Source organism: Microbacterium sp. Root1433D1 (assembly GCF_001426835.1).
In the GTDB taxonomy this organism is placed as follows: Bacteria; Actinomycetota; Actinomycetes; order Actinomycetales; family Microbacteriaceae; genus Microbacterium; species Microbacterium maritypicum.
Genome location: NZ_LMFN01000001.1, coordinates 363,795 through 380,792, shown reverse-complemented (window position 1 = coordinate 380,792; position 16,998 = coordinate 363,795). Strand labels below are relative to the sequence as shown.

Sequence of the window (16,998 nt, the reverse complement as noted above, 5' to 3'; positions counted from 1 at the left end):
CTCACACCTCGCCGAGCCGCCGCAGCAGCGGGAGCTGCTCGACCAGCCAGGGACTGAAGGCGAAGGGCGCATGCGTGACGGCCTCGACGAGCGGACCGACGGCGACCCACGTCCATTCGGACACCTCGTCGGGGTTGGCGGCGGGTTCGCCGTCGAAGACCGCGACGTGCACGGGGCAGATCTCGTTCTCGACGATTCCGCTGGCATCCACCGCGCGGTAGCGGTAATCGGGGAGGATCATCCGGATCTCGGAGAGCTGCAGGCCGAGCTCGCCGGCGCCGTGTCGACGCACGGCATCGGACATCGCCTCGTCGGGCCGAGGATGCCCGCAGAAGCTGTTCGTCCAGACACCGGGCCAGGTCTTCTTCGAGAGTGCTCGGCGCGTCAGCAGCAGTCGTCCTTCGCGGTCGAGGACGTAGCACGAGAAGGCGAGGTGCAGGGGAGTGTCGTGGGTATGGACTTCGCTCTTGGGAAGGGTGCCGATGGCTGTCCCGTCTTCCGCGAGGAGGGTCACGTCGTCCATGGCATCTCCCTGTTCTGAAGCTTCTCCATTTAGCTAACTTGGTGAGTAGTCAACTTAGCATGAAACTGTTGGTGTGTAACATGATCGCATGGACACGGAGCCCGGCACCACCCCGCACGCGGGCGCGCAGGATTCGCTCCCCGTCGCAGGCGAAGGATCGCGGTCATCCGGGGCGGCCCCGGACGGGTTGACCCATTCGGCCATCTACGACGTCGAGGCGAGCGATCCTCGCAGTGTCCTGATTGACCGGACCGGCGTCTCGCCGGAGGAGCTCAAGCAGATCTCGAGGGTCATGGAGGCGCTCGCCGGACTGCGCGAGGCGGAGCAGACGCTCTCCCAGGCATCGCGTCGATACATGCGCCTGAACGAGACCGACATGCGCGCGCTGCACTACCTGATCGTGTGCGCGAACCGGAACCTGGTGGCGACGCCCGGAGGGATCGCGCATCACCTGGGGGTCTCGACCGCGGCGACGACCAAGCTTCTCGACCGTCTGGAACAGGGAGGGCACATCACGCGTGCCCCGCACCCGACGGATCGCAGGGCGCTGCAGATCAACATCACCGCGCAGACGCGTCATGCCGCGATGGAAACCGTCGGACGGCAGCAGGCGAAGCGCTTCTATTCTGCCGCCCGACTCGCGCCTGCCGAAAGGGAAGTCGTGATCCGATTCCTCATGGATATGACAGAAGAGATCACGCTCCGCGACGAACCTTGGTTGCAGGGAGGCGCTTAATACCCGCCTGCCGGTGCAGGCGGAAGTGCTGCTTAATTGCGACCGAGGTCAGTGTGCGGCGTTGTATGCGTCCACGACCTGTGCGGGAATGCGACCGCGCTCGGAGAGCTTGTGCCCATTCTCGTTCGCCCAGGCGCGGATGGCTGCGACCTCGGGGTTGCGCGCGGGCCGCTTCCGAGCCGCGGAGGTGCGAGGAGCGCTCGAGGAGCCGGCCTTTCGCCCCGCAGTCACGTAAGGCTCGAGGGCCTTGCGCAATTCATCGGCGTGCGCGGAGTTCAAGTCGATCTCATAAGCGGCGCCGTTGAGCGAGAAATGTACAGTCTCGCCCTCGCCGACCTCCAGGACGCTGCCATCGATGTCGTCTACCAGCTGATGCACAATTCGTCTTGCCATACGGGGACTTTACCCGTCAGGACGAAATGCGACAAGTCGGAACAATCATTAGCGCAATGGAATTCACGCGAAGCAATAAATCAATTCCCTGTGGTCAGGGAAGAAGTCCCGCACGCCGCGCTCTGGTGACAGCCGCATGACGCGTGGAAGCATCGAGCTTCGACATCGCGGTTCCGAGGTACGCCTTGATCGTGCCTTCGCGCAGGCCGAGCTGCGCGGCGATCTCCGCGTTCGTCGAACCGAGCGCCGCGCACGCGAGCACATCGGTCTCGCGGGGGGAGAGGCGGACCGTGGGGATGGGGCCTGTCGCCGGCGCGGATGTGCTTCCCGCGAGCGTCATGAGTCGGCGTTCGACGTGCGCGATCCTCGCGCGGATATCGACGTCGTCGACAGAGGCGGCGATGCTGCGAAGTTCTGCGAAGCTCTGACGCAGTTCCTCCCGGTGCGCCGGTGCCACGCTGTCGACGCCGAGGGGCGCCTCCTGCATCCGTCGCTGCACCTCGTCGCGGATGCGCAGTTCGTCGGCGACGGACTGCGCGACCTGCATGGCGGGAGCGGTGGTCACCCCGCCGACCCGCTCCTCATCCCAGCCTCCTGCGTAGAGCACGCCGCGAGAACGACCCTGGACGACGATCGGAAGGGCGAGAAGAGTGCGCAGTCCCTCACCCAGCACGAAGACGTCGTAGTCGTGCGTGATCTGCTGCGAAGACCCGTAGTCGCTCGTCATCCTGGGGCGCAGTTCCATCATCGCCCGTCCGCCGAGTCCACGTTCCGGACGCACGCGCAGACCGTCCAGTGATCGGGTGCGCGCACCGACGATGCTGGTGACGCTCACGACGCCTTCTTCGATGAGGCCGCCGAAAGCGACCGGGAAGCGCGTGCGCCTGGCAAGCTCGCGCACCGCATTGGCGATGAGATCCGCCTCGGATTCGCGGGTGACGGGTGAGGACACGACTACCTACTTCCGGGGTGACGACGCAGTTCCCCGTTTCGTAGCGTCGACGATATCACTCACGTCGAGATGCGCGTGGGCCCGGCGGCCTACACGCCGGGCCCACGAGATCAGCGGCCGGCGGCTCCGCTCGCCTCGAGGTCGAGCAGGAACCGCTTGCGTTCGGGGTGCGCTCCGTACTGACCAGCGCTCCCATCGGAGCGCACGACGCGATGCACCGGCACGATGATCGAGAACGGGGTGATGCGGCACGCCGTGCCCACGGCGCGCGCCGCACCGGGGTGCCCGGCGAGCACCGCGACCTCTCCGTAGCTCATCGTCTCTCCCCACCCGATGTCGCAGATCGTCTGCAGCGCGGTCAGGGCGAACCCGTCGACGAGTCGCCAGTCGAGCCGGATGTGCTCCTCGAAGCGCACCGGTTCGCCGTCGAAGTACTCGGCGAGCAGGTGTGCGAGCTCGTCGGCGGCACCGGGGTCGGGCTCGGGCACCGCACTCAGCTGCCGGGAGACGCCTTCGAGCAGCCAGGGCACGCGCGGGTCTTCGGATTCGGAGAGGTCGAAGCGCACGATGCCCTCGTCGGAGAACACCGCGAGAGCATCGCCGAACGGTGTCGGCGCGAAGTCGTAGCGGAAGGTCATGCCCCCATCCTGACCGCCCGATCCGACTCGGACTCCTGCGCCGGCCGCTCCGGGTGGAGAACGCGAGCGGCGACCACACCGGGCAGGAGGAGTGCAGGTTGCCTCTCGGACGGCGGAATTCGGCGGAAACCCGCCCGGGATACCGCGCCTCCGCGGGTCACGCGCCTAGGGTGTCAGTGTGTGGCGACGTGAAGACAAGTCTGCGGACGACACAGCGGTGGACCCTGCTGTGCCGATCGGCGACCTGCACGGGACCACGACGGGCATCGACATCGCGCACGCGGCCGAGGCCGAGCGCACGCGTCTGAGGGCCGAAGCGGCCGATCTCGGCGGCCCCTCGCCGCTGGTCAGCTTCCGCGACACCCCGGAGTCCGGCATCGACATCTCCAAGGCGCACCCGGGCAGCCTGCCGCAGTTCATCACCGGGAAGTCGACGCTGCTGTCGAACCTCTTCCGTGATGAGGTCGGACTGCGCACGGCACGACTGGCCGCGGAGCGGATCACGGCGAAGAACACCGAGCTGCGTACGGTCCGCGGCATCGAAGCGGTGCATCTCGCCGTGGGCGTCGCACGGTGGCGCATCGGCGGCGCAGGTTTCGCCGCCCCCGTGCTGCTGCGCCCGCTGGCCATCCGCCGCCACCACTCCGATTTCGAGTTGAAGCTCCAGGGAACCTTCGAGGTGAACCCGGAACTCGTGCGGATCGCGCGCGACCACTTCGGCCTCACGATCGATGCCGTAGCCCTCGCCGCGCTGGCCTACGACGGCGGCATCTTCAAACCGCAGCCCGTGATCGACAGCCTGCGCGCGCTGACGCGCTCGATCGACACCTTCTCGGTCGAGCCGCGCCTGGTCGTCTCGACGTTCGCCGATGTGTCCGGCGTGATGTCCCGCGACGGCGGCAGTCTCGACCATCAGGTGCTGAACGCGCTCGCCGGCCACGTGGGCGACCGCGAGCAGGTCACCGCCCCGCGCGCCACCCCTCATCACATCGGCCCGGACGATCGCGCTCCGGCATCCGACAACCTCCTCCTCGACGCCGACGCGGAGCAGGAGGCGGTGCTCGCCCGTATCGCTGCAGGGCACTCCCTCACCGTGGCCACTCTTCCGGGTACCGGGGGGACGCAGACCGTCATCAACGCGCTCGGGGAGCTGGTGCGCGGCGGCAAGCGGGTACTGGTCGTATCCGCCCGTCGCTCCACGCTGGACGGCGTGCGCCATCGACTCGCCGGGATCGGGCTCGACAGCCTGGCGATCTCGCCGGCGAGCGTGCGGCGCGACCTGGTGAGGGCGATCGGACGCAACGAGAAGGCCACGGCGCCCAAGGTCAGCGAGGTCGACGACGCGCTCGTGCGCCTGCGCACGGTCCTTCGCGACTACCGCCAGGCGCTCAGTGCGCCGGTGGCCGGGCTGAACGCCTCCGTGCTCGATGCGACCAGGCAGCTGACGCGGCTGGCATCGCTCCCGGTGCCGCCGTCGACCACGGCTCGACTGGGCCCCGATGCGCTGCGCCGTCTCGCCGCGGATCGCAGCGAAGCCGCCGAGGCTCTCGCGCAGGCCGCCCGTCTCGGAGAGTTCCGCTTCGGCCCGAACGATTCGCCCTGGTACGGGGTGACCTTCTCCAGCACCGAAGCGGCTCGTGCGGCTCATGAGCTCGCCGGTCGCCTGCACTCCGACAGCGTGCCGGCCCTCCTCGAGCGCGGCTACGAGCTGATCGCCCAGACGCACATGCGCCCGTTTGCGACCATCGACGAGCTGGGCGAGTACCTGCGACTGCTGCAGGGCATCCGCGACTCCCTCGACCGCTTCAGCCCGACCGTGTTCGAGCGCCCGCTGGGTGAGCTCATCCAGGCGCACGGTTCGCGTCGCGACGCCCCTGGGCTGTCGGGTGCGAACAGGCGGCGGTTGCGGCGCTTGGCCAAGGAGTACGTGCGCCCCGGCGTGCATGTCACCGAGATGCACGAGGCGCTTCTGCGGATCCAGGCGCAGCGCACGCAGTGGCAGCGCTTCGTCGAAGCCGGCGTCGCGCCGGAGATTCCCCTCGGTCTCGCCGATGTGTACGCGGCCTGGCAGCGGGTCGAGGCTGAACTCAGCGAGCTCGATGTCGCACTGGGGCGTCGCGAACCGTTGGCCTCGCTCCCGGTCGCGCGACTCGTCCGCACCCTCGCCGGGCTCGCTGCGAAGTCCGATGTCTTCGAGAACCTCGTCGAGCGCGCTCAGCTGCGCGATCGGCTCGCCCTTCTCGGGCTGGAGCCCCTTCTCGCCGAGCTCTCGGTGCGCCATGTCGCGGAGTCCCAGGTGGGGGAGGAGCTCGAATTCGCCTGGTGGCAGTCCCTCCTCGAGCGTGCCCTGCAGGACAACCGCGCGCTCCTCGGCGCGAACACCGCTGTCGTCGACCGCCTCGAACGGGACTTCCGCCTGGTCGATGAGGCCCATGCCGCGATGGCCGGACCGCTGCTCGCATGGCAGTTGGCCAACCAGTGGCGGATCGCGATCGTCGACGAGCCTCAGCAGTCGCAGCACCTGCGCCGTGCGCTGACGCAGTCAGCGACCACGACCGCGCAGGTCGTCAGCGCCGCGCCCACCCTGGTCGATGTGCTCGCACCGGTCTGGATCTCGTCGCCGTACCTCGTCCCGGAGATTCCGGACTCTGTGGAGTTCGACACCGTGATCCTGGTCGACTCCGCAGCGATCAACCTCGCGGAGGCCGCCCCGGCGATCCGTCGCGCGCGCCAGATCGTCGCGTTCGGCGACCCGGTGACGCAGCGCCCGACTCCCTTCCGCATCGCGGTGGATCCTGAGGAGTCGTGGGAGCCCGAGGTGCCGTTCGACGACGTCTCGGCTTTCGAGCGTCTTTCCGAGCTCCTGCCGGTGATGACCCTGACCCGCAGCTATCGTGCCGGCGGTGAGGACCTCGCGGAACTGATCAACGACGCGTTCTACGGCGGCGAGATCGTCTCCCTTCCCTGGGCGGGTTCGTACCTCGGTCGTGGCAGCCTCACGGTCGACTACGTGGAGGGCGGGACGGGAACGCCCGATCCGATCTCCGGCGCGGTCGAGAGTCCGGATGCCGAGGTCGCCAGGGTCGTGACCCTCGTGGTCGAGCACGCCGTGCACCGTCCGGCTGAGTCCCTCATGGTCGTGACCGCGAGCGCCCGTCACGCCGAGCGCGTGCGCGCGGCCGTCACCTCGGCGTTCGCCGGACGCTCGGATGTGGCGGACTTCGTCGGGCGCGACACGGTCGAACCCTTCGCGGTGCTGACCCTCGAGGAGTCGGTCGCCGAGAGTCGCGACCGCGTGATCTTCTCGCTGGGGTTCGGGCTCACCAAGCACGGCCGCGTCCTGAGCGACTTCGGCGATCTCTCCACTCCGGACGGAGAGCGACTTCTCACGGTCGGGATGACCAGGGCCCGCCGGTCGATGGTGCTCGTGTCGTCGATCCGCCCCTCGTCCTTCGACGACGGACGCCTGGAGCACGGAGCGGCCACCCTGATGTCGATCCTCGGCGGCCTGGCCGCGCGCAGCAGGGATGCCCGCCTGGAGGATCTCGCCGATCCGCTCACGCTCGCCCTCGCGCGGGAGCTGCGGCGGCTCGGAGCCTCGGTGGATGTCGACTATCGCGGGTTGCTCCCGCTGGTCGCGCAGCACGGCGGCAAGGCGGTCGTGATCGAGTCCGACCCGGAGTCGCGAGGAGAATCGCTGCGGGAGACCCTGCGTCTGCGACCGCATGTGCTGCGTCGCCTCGGCTGGCATTACGTGCGGGTGCACGCCTTCGATCTCTACAGCGACCCCGCGACTGTCGCGACGCGGATCGCTGCGGTGCTCGGCATCTCGGATTCCGCCCCGCGTGCCGAGAACGACACGCAGCCGATCGACATCGTCGACCCCCGGAATGACTGACGAGCCCGACACCCCCGAACCGCGCCAGCGCGTCGTGCGGGTATCCGGCTCCCGACGTGCGCGTCTCACACCGGTGCCGGGAAGCGATCCCGAACCGGAGTCCGGCCCCGCCCAGGTATCGCCTCCGCCGACACGGCCGAAGGGCGCCAGGGGTCCGAACGACGATCAGCTGATGCGGGACGTGCCGCCGCACTATTGAGCGTGAGTCTCGGTCTGCGCCCGCGGACGAGAAACGCACGGCCCCTCCGAAGAGGAACCGTGCGTCTCGTCGTGCGAGTGGAACCTCTCAGGCCCCGCGCTGTGCCTTGAGCAGATCGCGGATCTCGACGAGCAGCTCGGACTCGGTCGATGCGGCCGGCTCCTCCTCGGGCTCCTCGGCCGGCGTGCCCTTGCGAGCCTCGACACGGGCCTTGAAGGTGTTCATCGGCAGCACGAAGACGAAGTAGACGACGGCGGCGACGGCGAGGAAGCTGATGATCGCCGAGATCAGGTCGCCGATCGGGAACGTCACCATCTCTCCGTAGATGTTCGGGACCTGGATGCCGAACTGGCCTGTCGCATCCGCCTTCAGGAAGAGCGCGATGAGCGGATTGATGATGCTGTTGACGACAGCCGTGACGATCGCGGTGAATGCGGTGCCGATGACGACAGCGACGGCCAGGTCGATGACGTTGCCGCGCAGCAGGAAGTCCTTGAAACCTTTGAGCATGGGATCCCCCAACAGATCGGGGCCTCAGGAAGAGGCCGGAGTCGACGCAGCCGCCGGTTTGGCGCTCGTCGTCGATTCCGTCTTCGATGATGCCGAACCATCCTTCGAAGCCCCGGATTTCGCGCGCGAGTCCGTGCGATAGAAGCCGGAGCCGTTGAAGGTCACACCGATCGAGCCGTACTGCTTGCGCAGCGCGCCACCGCACTCGGGGCACACGGTGAGAGCGTCGTCGGCGAAGCTCTGCACGGCGTCGAAAGTGTGTCCGCACGCGGTGCAGGCATAGGCGTAGGTGGGCATGGGGGTCCTTGCGATCAGCGCCGGCGTGGCGACAGGGTGAGGGTCTGCGACGGGGTGACGACGCCGTTCACCGGCTGGTCGTGCACCTCTCGCGGAAGTTCGTCGAGTACCTCGGAATCATAGATCACGGCGTAGACGGGAGGGCACTTCTCCATCGAGCCGATCGTCTTGTCGAAGTAGCCGCGTCCCCACCCCATGCGCATGCCGGTGCGATCGACCGCCGCGGCGGGGACGATCATCAGGTCCACGTCGTTCACCGCGATCGGGCCCAGCACCTCGCCGGTGGGCTCGGGCAGGCCGAAGAGTCCCTCGGTGACCTCGTCGTCATCGGTGGCGACAGCCCAGTCCAGCAGCCCGTCGGCGCGGGTGACGGGCAGGAGCACGCGGATGCCGCGGCGCACGGCCCTGGTCACGAACTCGCGGGTGCCCGGCTCGGTGGTGGTGGAGAGGAAGCACGAGATGGATCGGGCGCCGAGCTCGTCGACCAGGGCGTCGAGGCGTTCGCCGATGGCCGTGGCCGCGGCTTCGCGCTGCGTGTCGGAGAGGAGCTGGCGTCGTTCGCGGAGTTCGGCGCGGAGTGCGCGCTTCGCATGTTCGACGTCGTTCGACATGGCTCCGAGTCTACGTCGGCGCTCACCACTAGGCTGGCAAGATGGCTGACCACAAGATCAAAGCCGTCATTCCCGCAGCAGGCCTGGGTACGAGATTCCTCCCTGCGACGAAGGCGATGCCGAAAGAGATGCTCCCCGTCGTCGACAAGCCGGCGATCCAATACGTCGTCGAAGAGGCGGCCAATGCCGGCATCGACGACATCCTCGTCATCATCGGCCGCAACAAGAACGCCATCTCCAACCACTTCGACTCCGTGCCGGAGCTCGAGGTCAGGCTCATGGAGAAGGGCGACACCGGGCGTCTCGAGCGTGTGATGAAGTCGAGCGACCTCGCCGACATCCACTTCGTCCGCCAGGGAGAACCGAAGGGGCTCGGGCACGCGGTCCTTCGTGCACGCACCCACGTCGGCGACAGCTCCTTCGCCGTGCTCCTCGGAGACGACCTCATCGACGAGCGCGACGCGCTGCTGACCGACATGATCGCCGAGCACGAGCGCTCCGGCGCCGCCGTGATCGCGCTCATGGAGGTCGACCCCGCCAACATCCACATGTACGGTGCAGCCGCGGTCGAGCCGCTCGAAGGATCCGACGCCGTCCGCGTCACCGGACTCGTCGAGAAGCCCGCCCAGGAAGACGCACCGTCGAACCTGGCCGTCATCGGCCGCTACGTGCTTCCGGCCTCGGTGTTCGACATCCTCGAGCACACCGAGCCTGGCAAGGGCGGCGAGATCCAGCTCACCGACGCGCTGCAGGTGCTCGCGACCGATCCCGACGGCCCCGGCGTCGTCGGCGTCATCTTCGGCGGACGCCGCTACGACACGGGCGACCGCGTCGACTACATCAAGGCGATCGTGCAGCTCGCGGCAGACCGGGACGACCTCGGTCCCGAGCTGCGCCCCTGGCTCAAGGAGTTCGCGGAACGCCTCTAGGCGACTCTGCGGGCGTCGGTGCGGCATGGATCTGGCGGCAGGAATGCGACACGGACCCATAGAACTGCGGCTCGTCCGTGCCAAGGATGCGAGACCGCTGCAGCATGAGCTGCTCGCCAACAGGTCGTGGCTCCAGCCGTGGGAGGCGACGGTCCCGTACGGCTCGGTGTCGTTCGACATGAGGCTCAGCATCCGACGGCTGCTCCAGCAGTATCGCGACGGCTCGGGCTACCCGTTCGTCATGGAGTACGACGGCGAGATCGCAGGGCAGCTCAACGTGTGGGGAGTCTCGCGCGGGTCCCTGTGCTCGGCCACGATCGGGTACTGGGTGAGCGAGCGGTTCGCCGGTCGGGGAATCACCCCGACGGCGGTCGCGATGGCCACCGACGCGTGCTTCACCGAGTACGGGCTCCACCGGATGGAGATCTGCATCCGCCCGGAGAACGACGCGAGTCTGCGCATCGTCCAGAAGTTGGGGTTCCGCTACGAGGGACTGCGTCGTCGCTACATCCACATCGACGGCGACTGGCGCGACCACTACGCGTTCGCTCTGACCAGGGAAGACGTGCCCCAGGGCGTGCTCGCGCGCTGGCTCAGCGGCCAGGTGCCGCCCGATGCTGCGACGGTGCCGCCCTCGGACCGCATCTCGCACTGAAACGGGTGCTCCGGCGGCGGATCCGCACGGACTCGCCGCGACACGCGCCCGTGTGTACGGCGCTGCCCGCTCGCAACCCTTAGCGTGGACGGTATGGATGGGCCGGTGCTGAGCGGGGGAGTGATCGTACTCGTCTCCGTGCTGCTCTGGATGCTCTATCTTCTGCCTTCGTGGCGGGGCCGCTTCCAGTACAACGCCGCCGAACGCAACGCCGTGCGGCTGAACCAAGCCCTGCGCGTGCTCGCCGAGACGAGCGAGACCCCCGGTGAGGTGCGCTTCGAGTTGAATGCGCGCACCGCGCTCGCGCAGCAGAAGCTGGCCAAGCGCGTGCAGTCCGAACGCGAGGCCGCCGAGCTCGAGGCGCTCCGTGAAGAACTCGCCGCCACCCGAGCCGATCCCGTGATCCGTCGTGCGCGCGCGCGTCGACGTGTGCGGGTCGCGGCGACCAGCACTCTCCTCGTCGGGCTCGTGCTCGCCGGCCTCGGTGTCTGGCAGCTGCTGGCCGCGGGAAGCGCGCTGCTGCTCTGGCTCGGCGGTGCCGCGATCGTCGTCGCCGGTGTCGCGCTGCAGCGCATGGCCGCCGTCGCCGGCCGGGTCGCGCGAGCAACGCACGTCGTCTCCGCTCCCGCCGCTCCTCGCGTCGCGCCGGAGCTGCACGATCAGGGACGGGCGACGTGGACGCCGCGGCCGCTGCCGGAGCCCCTGGTCTCGGTGGCGGGATCCCGCGCGCAGGCCGCGCAGGCCCAGCTGGAGGCGCAGGAGCAGCGTCGCAAGGCAGCCAGGGTCGCTGCTCTGCGCGAGCGTGCCGAGCAGATGGCGCCCGAGGCCCCGGTGGCCCTGCCTGCGGCCTCATCGCCGTATGCGCGGATGGGCTTCGTCGACGACGCCGAGATCGAAGCGCACGTGCGCGAGATGCTCTCGCGCCGCGCCGCCGGATGACCGTCCGCGGCACGAACAGCTTCTCCGTCGTGATAGCGTAGATGTCGTTCACGGGCCTATGGCGCAGTTGGTAGCGCGCCTCGTTCGCATCGAGGAGGTCAGGGGTTCGAATCCCCTTAGGTCCACCGAACACTGAAGCCCCCAGGCACATGCCCGGGGGCTTCAGTCATCTCCTGCGTGACGGCGCACGGGCGTTAGAGTGAGCTGTGCCGTCGCAACCCGGGAGCGTTCCGCTCGACAACGCCGTGATGCGCTCGCATGCGTTCCGATGAGTGAGGTGCTGGCCCGTCTGCGCGGGCAGATCCTCGACGGAACCTACGCCGGGGGAGCAGGACTTCCCAGCGAGATGGAGTTGGCCGCCCTCCACGGCGTCTCTCGACGCACGATCCGCACCGTGCTCGCCACCCTGGCGCGGCAAGGCCTGGTCGAGTCGCACCGGGGCTCCGGATGGTTCGTGCAGCCCAGCCAGCCGCAGGGATTCGACCGGATGCGGTCGTTCACGCAGTGGGCCCGCGGTCGCGGGCGCACACCCGGCGGTCTCATCGTGGCACGCGCGACGAGGAAGGCGACGGCGCGGGAGGCGCGTCTGCTGGCTATTCGGACGGATGCCGACGTCCTGACCTTCACCCGGGTCCGGACCCTCGACAAGCGTGCCGTGATGGTGGAGCGCTCGACCTGGGCGCCCTGGGTGGTGCCGCATGTGACCGGCGTCCCCGACGATGTCGTCTCCACGACACGGGTGCTCGCGGATGCCGGAATCCTGGTGTCGTCGGGGAACCACCGGATCGAGGCGGTGGCCGCAGCCACCGAGGATGCGCGTCTGCTCGGGGTGCGCAGGTCCAGTCCGCTCCTGCAGGTGCGACGGGAGACCTTCGCATCGAACGGCCGCCCCGTCGAATGCGCCGAGGACCGCTACGTCCCGCACACGATCTCGTTCGAGGCGCAGGCCTTCGGCGCCGCCGCGCTTCCGGGCGAGGACTGAAGTCCGGGCTGACGGCACGCGCCCACTGTGCGCACCGGGTCGCCCGGATCCGCGTGCGGGCGCACGATGACACGCGCAGGTCGGTCGGAGTTCACCCACCGGACATCTCGCGGCGGTCGATTGGGTGGGTCCGATTTCTTCTCTTCTCACAGAGGATGCTCCGTGTCTCGTCGTAAACCGCCCGCCCCCGATCCGACCCTCTCCCGCCGTGGATTCACCCGGCTCCTGCGCCCCGCATCGCTGGTCGCCGTCGCCGCCTGCATCGCAGCGCCCGCTCTGACGGCGGCACCGGCCTTCGCCGCACCCAACTTCACTGCACCGGCTGTCGCCGCCTCCGACCGGTCGGCTCTCGCCGTGTCCGACAGCGAGGCTCCTGGCTCCACCGAGACCGGCGGCACCATCATCCGTCTCGACGGCGAGGCGCCGACGAGCGGTCAGGTCGGGCGCGCGATCGTGCTCCCGCCGGCCGCGGCGGTCGACGTCGACGGCTCCGCGAGCGAGCTCGTCGTCACGGTGAAAGACCCTTCCGGTGTCGTCACGATGGTGATGCCGGAAGAGTCCGGCGGGTATCGATTCACCCCGACGATCCCCGGCGAGTACGTCGTCGCCTACTCGATCAGCGATGCCGCGGGCGGTGTGAGCGAGGAGACCCGCACGATCACCGTGACCGGTGCGCCGGATGCGGCCGTGGCCGCGGCTCCGAGCGTCGCGGCGGCGCCGGCGGTCGAGGCCGGAGGACCGGACGTGCGCTTCGCGGCGATCGGTGACATCCACGTCAATTGGGACGAGCTCGCCGAGGCCTACGACTTCTGGGCGCAGGAGAACGTGCAGACCGCCCTGTTCGTCGGCGACCTCACCAACAGTGCGACGCCGGGCGAGTTCGCCGGCCTCAAGCAGACGATGGATTCGAAGGCAGGCCTCGGCATCCCGGCGATCGCGTCGCTCGGAAACCACGATGTCTCGGGCATCTCGTCGTACGACCTGTTCACGCAGGCGACGGGCGGTCAGAAGCCGAACGCCGACTACACCGTGAACGGATACCACGTCATCACGGTGTCGCCGGGCAGCGGCACCATCGACCCCGACACGGGCAAGCCCTCGGGAGCGAGCGGCGGCAACTACGCCTATGCCCAGTCCTGGCTGCAGCAGAGGCTGGCGGCCGCCACGGCCGAGGACCCGAACAAGCCCGTCATGGTGCTGGTGCACCACCCGCTCCAGTGCACCCACTACGTCTCGAACGAGTGGTACGGCACCGGTCTCTCCAGCGGCTGCGGCGACGGCTTCCAGTCCGTGTTCGATGACTTCCCGCAGGCTGTCGTCTGGGGTGGTCACATCCACACGCCGCAGAACATCCCGACCTCGATCTGGCAGGGCCAGGAGAACCGGAGCGGCGAGCGGTCCACTCAGGGATTCACCACCGTGAACGCGCCGCCGCTGGCGTACTACGAGTTCGAGTCCGGCGTCGTGAACTCGAGCCCGACCAGCCGCGGCAACGACACCACGCCGGATGACGCGGGCAACAACCGCCAGACGGCCATCGTCGAGATCACCGGCTCCACCGTCACCATCAAGAACTACGATCTGCTCGCCGATCAGTGGATCGACCAGACGTGGACCTGGGACGTGGCTGACTCCGTGGATGAGACCAAGAGCTACGACGAGCGGTTCCCGTTCAACGACACCTACCGAGCGAGCCAGTCCGCGGGGCCGGTCTGGCCGGAGGGTGCGGCCGTGACCGTGGGCGACATCGCGAGCGCGAAGGCGATGGTCTCGTTCCCGCAGGCCGTCCCCGCGCCGAACTCCGTCGGCGACATCGTGCACAAGTACCGCTACTCGACGGTCGACGTGGCCACCGGCGAGGAGGTCAACTCCTTCCTGCAGTGGTCGGGCTTCTACAACCTGCCGATGCCTGCCGACCGCAGGCACGAGGTGTGGAACCTGCTCCCCGGAAAGGAGTACGAGGTGCGGGTCACCCCCATCAACGCCTGGGGCAAGGAGGGGTCGGCGTTGACGGCCCGGTTCACGAGCACCGAGGGCAGCGGCGGTGAGGGGCCCTTCGACCCCAGCAGCCTGACCTTCGACGACCTCCGCGCTGCCCTGCCCACGGCTGATCTCCTGGATGTCGGCTTCGCGGGCGGCACGGCGAGCGACTCCTCTCCGGCCGCGCGTCCGCTCACCGCAGGCGCCGATGCCCGGATCGAGAACGATCCCGCCGTCGGATCCGATGTCGTGATCGGCGCGGAGGGGGCTGCCACCGGCATCCGCACTCCGAAGTGGACGGACGCGGAGTATGCAGCGCTGCAGGACGGCTTCACCCTCGATGCGACCTTCCGTCTCGACGCGATCGCCGGCGGATACGTCGACGTGTTCGGCGGCATGCAGAGCGGCGGCATCGGTCTCGAGGCCGTCGGCACCAGCGCGACGACGTACGAGCTGCAGTTCTGGTACGCTTCGCCTCGTCCGGCGGTCAGCCTGAAGTACGGCCAGTGGTACCACGTGACCGCCTGGTATGACGGTCAGGATGCACGGCTGTACGTCGACGGCGTCCGAAAGGCCGAGTCCGAAGGGGTGTCGTTCTCCGTCAAGCCCAGCGCGGCCGATGCGCGCTACATGGTGATCGGCGGCGACGCGAACACGTCGGGCGCGCTCGACGACGCCACCATGGACGGGCGGATCGCCGGAGTCGAGGTCTACAGCGCTCCGCTCTCCGATAAGGACGTGTACCGGGTGGCGACGCGGGAGCTCACCGTACTCGACACCATGCCGCCGCTCGTGCGCGTCGCCCCGGAACCCGCGGGTGAGGCCACAGTCGGAACCGCCTACACCGCCCCGCGTGCCGAGGCCGTGGACAACTCGGGGCGCGTGAGCACGATGCTCGAGGTGACCGACCCGTCGGGTGCCCCGGTGCCCGTCGACGACCCGGCGTCCGGCCTGCGGGCACTCGCCGCGGCTGCCGGAGACGGATACACGTTCACCCCGACCGCGACCGGCACCTACACCCTGAAGTACATCGCGACCGACGCGGCCGCCCGGCAGAACCAGGTCACGTTCACCGTGACCTCGACGGCCGGCTCTGACGGCGGCACCCCCGGCGGCAACCCCGGTGGCACCCCCGGCGGTAACCCCGGTGGCGGCAACACCGGAGGCGGCGCGAACCAGGGCGGCGGTTCCGCCGGTGGACAGTCCGATCCGCTGGCGGCGACCGGTGGCCCGGCCCCGACGATGCTCGCCTTCGCCGGACTGCTGCTGCTCGCCGGAGGCGGCGTTCTGCTCCGCCGGCGGATGCTCCGCCGCCCGGAGGGACAGGAATGAGCACGGGGCGTCGGCATCCGGGTGCGCGCCAGCGCCCCCGACCGGCGATCCGCACCCTGGTCGCCGGAGTCGTCGCCCTCACCGGGGTCGCCGTCAGCGTGATGCTGACGGCGGCCCCGGCCGCGGCGCACAGCTATGCGGCGACGGTCTTCGCCGATGTGTCCGAACCCGAGCGCGGCGTCGTGCGCACCGTGCTCGACATCGAGTACGTCCTGCTCGCCACCGACGGAGCGCGGGCGATGGGCGACACGGCCTTCGAGCAGGAGGCCTACGCCGACGTGCAGGCGAGCGGCCGGGATCCGGAGAAGCTCACGCCCGCGGTGCTCGACGATCACGCCGACTCCGTCGAGGGATACGTGCTGCCTCGGTTCTCGGTGAGCGTGGCCCAGGACGGGGAGCCGTCGCAGGCGTGCCCCAACGCCGTGGTGGCGCCCTACGAGATCGTCATCCGGGACGGCGTGCCGCATGCGCGCCTGGTGATCGAAGCCGACTGCACGGCGCAGGTCGAGGCGATGCCCGTGCCGTATCGGATCACGACCGAGCTCTTCCCCGGAACGGCTCCCGGGGGCATGACGACGACGATCGTCGACTACGACGTGCGTTCGGGTGCGGGTGTGGCCAGTCTCGACACCGACACGAACCCCTCGATGGTCACCACGACCGACTGGGGCTCTCGGATGGGTGAGTTCCTCGTGCTGGGGGCAGAGCATCTGCTGCTCGGCCCCGACCACCTGCTGTTCCTGCTGGCGCTGATCATCGGATCTCGCCGGCTCAGGGACATCGTGCTGGCGGCGACGGCGTTCACGGTCGCGCACTCGGCGACCTTCATCCTCGCCGCCCTCGGGGTGGTGAGCATTCCCGCGTGGATCGTGGAGCCGGCCATCGCCCTGTCGATCGCCGTCGTCGCGCTCTGGGAGATGCGACGGTTCCGGCGTGCCAGGCGGACGGATGCGATGGGGGCGGACGGGACGCTTCGGCCTCTTTCCGGGAAGCCCCAGGGTCCTCTCGACGAGCAGCCGCTCGTCGGGGGCGGCGGGAACGCTGTCGCTGTGCGTGAGCGGATCCTCGCGGCGCCGGCATCCGCAGCGGTGGTCGACGGCTTCACCCGAGGGGATCTGCTGCGTATCGGCGTGGTCTTCGCCTTCGGGCTGATGCACGGCGTGGGCTTCGCCGGAGCGCTGGGAATCGACGAGCCGTTCTCGTGGGATCTGCTCGGGGCGCTCCTCGTCTTCAACGTGGGCATCGAGCTGGCGCAGCTTCTGGTGATCGCGGTGGTGTTCCCGCTGTTCGTGCTGCTGCGGCGGCGGCTGCCCTCGGCGGGATTCTGGATCGCCGCGGTCGTCGCTGCCGTCGGGCTGTTCTGGTTCGTCGAGAGGCTGATCGCCGGAGCCTGACCGGAGTGCGCCCGCCCCGAGACGGTGGCG

15 protein-coding genes and 1 tRNA gene are annotated in these 16,998 nt (G+C 69.1%); 9 read left to right on the top strand and 7 right to left on the bottom strand.

What is annotated here, in order from left to right:
- Position 1 precedes the first annotated feature (1 nt).
- Complete coding sequence (gene idi, locus ASD13_RS01700; RefSeq protein WP_055865130.1) at positions 2 to 523, bottom strand: isopentenyl-diphosphate Delta-isomerase; 522 nt, start codon at positions 521 to 523, stop codon at positions 2 to 4.
- Positions 524 to 611: 88 nt separating this feature from the next.
- On the opposite strand from idi, the gene ASD13_RS01695 reads away from it, so the two are divergent.
- The gene (locus tag ASD13_RS01695) at positions 612 to 1,259 is read left to right on the top strand and encodes a MarR family winged helix-turn-helix transcriptional regulator (protein ID WP_081603847.1); all 648 of its coding nucleotides are present in this window, start codon (positions 612 to 614) and stop codon (positions 1,257 to 1,259) included.
- Positions 1,260 to 1,307: 48 nt separating this feature from the next.
- On the opposite strand, the gene ASD13_RS01690 is transcribed toward ASD13_RS01695, so the two are convergent.
- The 3 genes from ASD13_RS01690 to ASD13_RS01680 form a co-directional block, all read right to left on the bottom strand.
- Positions 1,308 to 1,652, bottom strand: coding sequence for a histone-like nucleoid-structuring protein Lsr2 (locus ASD13_RS01690; RefSeq protein WP_031205549.1), 345 nt, complete (start codon positions 1,650 to 1,652; stop codon positions 1,308 to 1,310).
- A 94-nt stretch (positions 1,653 to 1,746) separates the two neighbouring features.
- Positions 1,747 to 2,604, bottom strand: a complete 858-nt coding sequence (locus ASD13_RS01685) for a LuxR C-terminal-related transcriptional regulator (protein WP_017828906.1) — start codon at positions 2,602 to 2,604, stop codon at positions 1,747 to 1,749.
- Between the two features lie 110 nt (positions 2,605 to 2,714).
- On the bottom strand, positions 2,715 to 3,242 hold the full coding sequence (locus tag ASD13_RS01680; protein WP_055865127.1) for a methylated-DNA--[protein]-cysteine S-methyltransferase: 528 nt from the start codon (positions 3,240 to 3,242) through the stop codon (positions 2,715 to 2,717).
- 178 nt (positions 3,243 to 3,420) lie between these two features.
- Here ASD13_RS01680 and ASD13_RS01675 point away from each other — a divergent pair, with 178 nt between their 5' ends.
- Positions 3,421 to 7,140 (top strand): ATP-binding protein, encoded by a 3,720-nt coding sequence (locus ASD13_RS01675; RefSeq protein ID WP_055865124.1) that lies wholly within the window; start codon positions 3,421 to 3,423, stop codon positions 7,138 to 7,140.
- A 286-nt stretch (positions 7,141 to 7,426) separates the two neighbouring features.
- On the opposite strand, the gene mscL is transcribed toward ASD13_RS01675, so the two are convergent.
- Genes mscL through ASD13_RS01660 form a run of 3 tightly spaced genes read right to left on the bottom strand, consistent with a single transcriptional unit; the run spans position 7,427 to position 8,757 of the window.
- Entirely contained in the window at positions 7,427 to 7,849 is a 423-nt protein-coding gene (gene mscL / locus ASD13_RS01670) for a large conductance mechanosensitive channel protein MscL (RefSeq protein WP_055865112.1), read from the bottom strand.
- A gap of 24 nt (positions 7,850 to 7,873) precedes the next feature.
- Positions 7,874 to 8,146 carry an FmdB family zinc ribbon protein gene (locus ASD13_RS01665; RefSeq protein ID WP_017828901.1) on the bottom strand — a complete coding sequence of 91 codons (273 nt, stop codon included), beginning with the start codon at positions 8,144 to 8,146 and terminating at the stop codon, positions 7,874 to 7,876.
- Between the two features lie 14 nt (positions 8,147 to 8,160).
- Complete coding sequence (locus tag ASD13_RS01660; RefSeq protein ID WP_017828900.1) at positions 8,161 to 8,757, bottom strand: 5-formyltetrahydrofolate cyclo-ligase; 597 nt, start codon at positions 8,755 to 8,757, stop codon at positions 8,161 to 8,163.
- Positions 8,758 to 8,798: 41 nt separating this feature from the next.
- Here ASD13_RS01660 and galU point away from each other — a divergent pair, with 41 nt between their 5' ends.
- The 7 genes from galU to ASD13_RS01625 all read left to right on the top strand — a co-directional run bounded on the left by galU (position 8,799) and on the right by ASD13_RS01625 (position 16,968).
- Positions 8,799 to 9,686 carry a UTP--glucose-1-phosphate uridylyltransferase GalU gene (galU, locus tag ASD13_RS01655; RefSeq protein WP_031205546.1) on the top strand — a complete coding sequence of 296 codons (888 nt, stop codon included), beginning with the start codon at positions 8,799 to 8,801 and terminating at the stop codon, positions 9,684 to 9,686.
- Between the two features lie 25 nt (positions 9,687 to 9,711).
- Positions 9,712 to 10,341 carry a GNAT family N-acetyltransferase gene (locus ASD13_RS01650; protein WP_200935152.1) on the top strand — a complete coding sequence of 210 codons (630 nt, stop codon included), beginning with the start codon at positions 9,712 to 9,714 and terminating at the stop codon, positions 10,339 to 10,341.
- Positions 10,342 to 10,434: 93 nt separating this feature from the next.
- The gene (locus tag ASD13_RS01645; RefSeq protein ID WP_055865100.1) at positions 10,435 to 11,280 is read left to right on the top strand and encodes a hypothetical protein; all 846 of its coding nucleotides are present in this window, start codon (positions 10,435 to 10,437) and stop codon (positions 11,278 to 11,280) included.
- A 52-nt stretch (positions 11,281 to 11,332) separates the two neighbouring features.
- Positions 11,333 to 11,405 (top strand) — tRNA-Ala (locus tag ASD13_RS01640).
- Positions 11,406 to 11,548: 143 nt separating this feature from the next.
- The gene (locus tag ASD13_RS01635) at positions 11,549 to 12,262 is read left to right on the top strand and encodes a GntR family transcriptional regulator (RefSeq protein ID WP_082531366.1); all 714 of its coding nucleotides are present in this window, start codon (positions 11,549 to 11,551) and stop codon (positions 12,260 to 12,262) included.
- A gap of 162 nt (positions 12,263 to 12,424) precedes the next feature.
- Positions 12,425 to 15,574 carry a LamG-like jellyroll fold domain-containing protein gene (locus ASD13_RS01630; protein ID WP_055865095.1) on the top strand — a complete coding sequence of 1,050 codons (3,150 nt, stop codon included), beginning with the start codon at positions 12,425 to 12,427 and terminating at the stop codon, positions 15,572 to 15,574.
- Positions 15,571 to 16,968: a HupE/UreJ family protein gene (locus tag ASD13_RS01625; RefSeq protein WP_055865092.1), complete on the top strand. Its 1,398-nt coding sequence runs from the start codon at positions 15,571 to 15,573 to the stop codon at positions 16,966 to 16,968. The genes ASD13_RS01630 and ASD13_RS01625 overlap by 4 nt, the downstream gene beginning before the upstream one ends.
- Positions 16,969 to 16,998 lie beyond the last annotated feature (30 nt).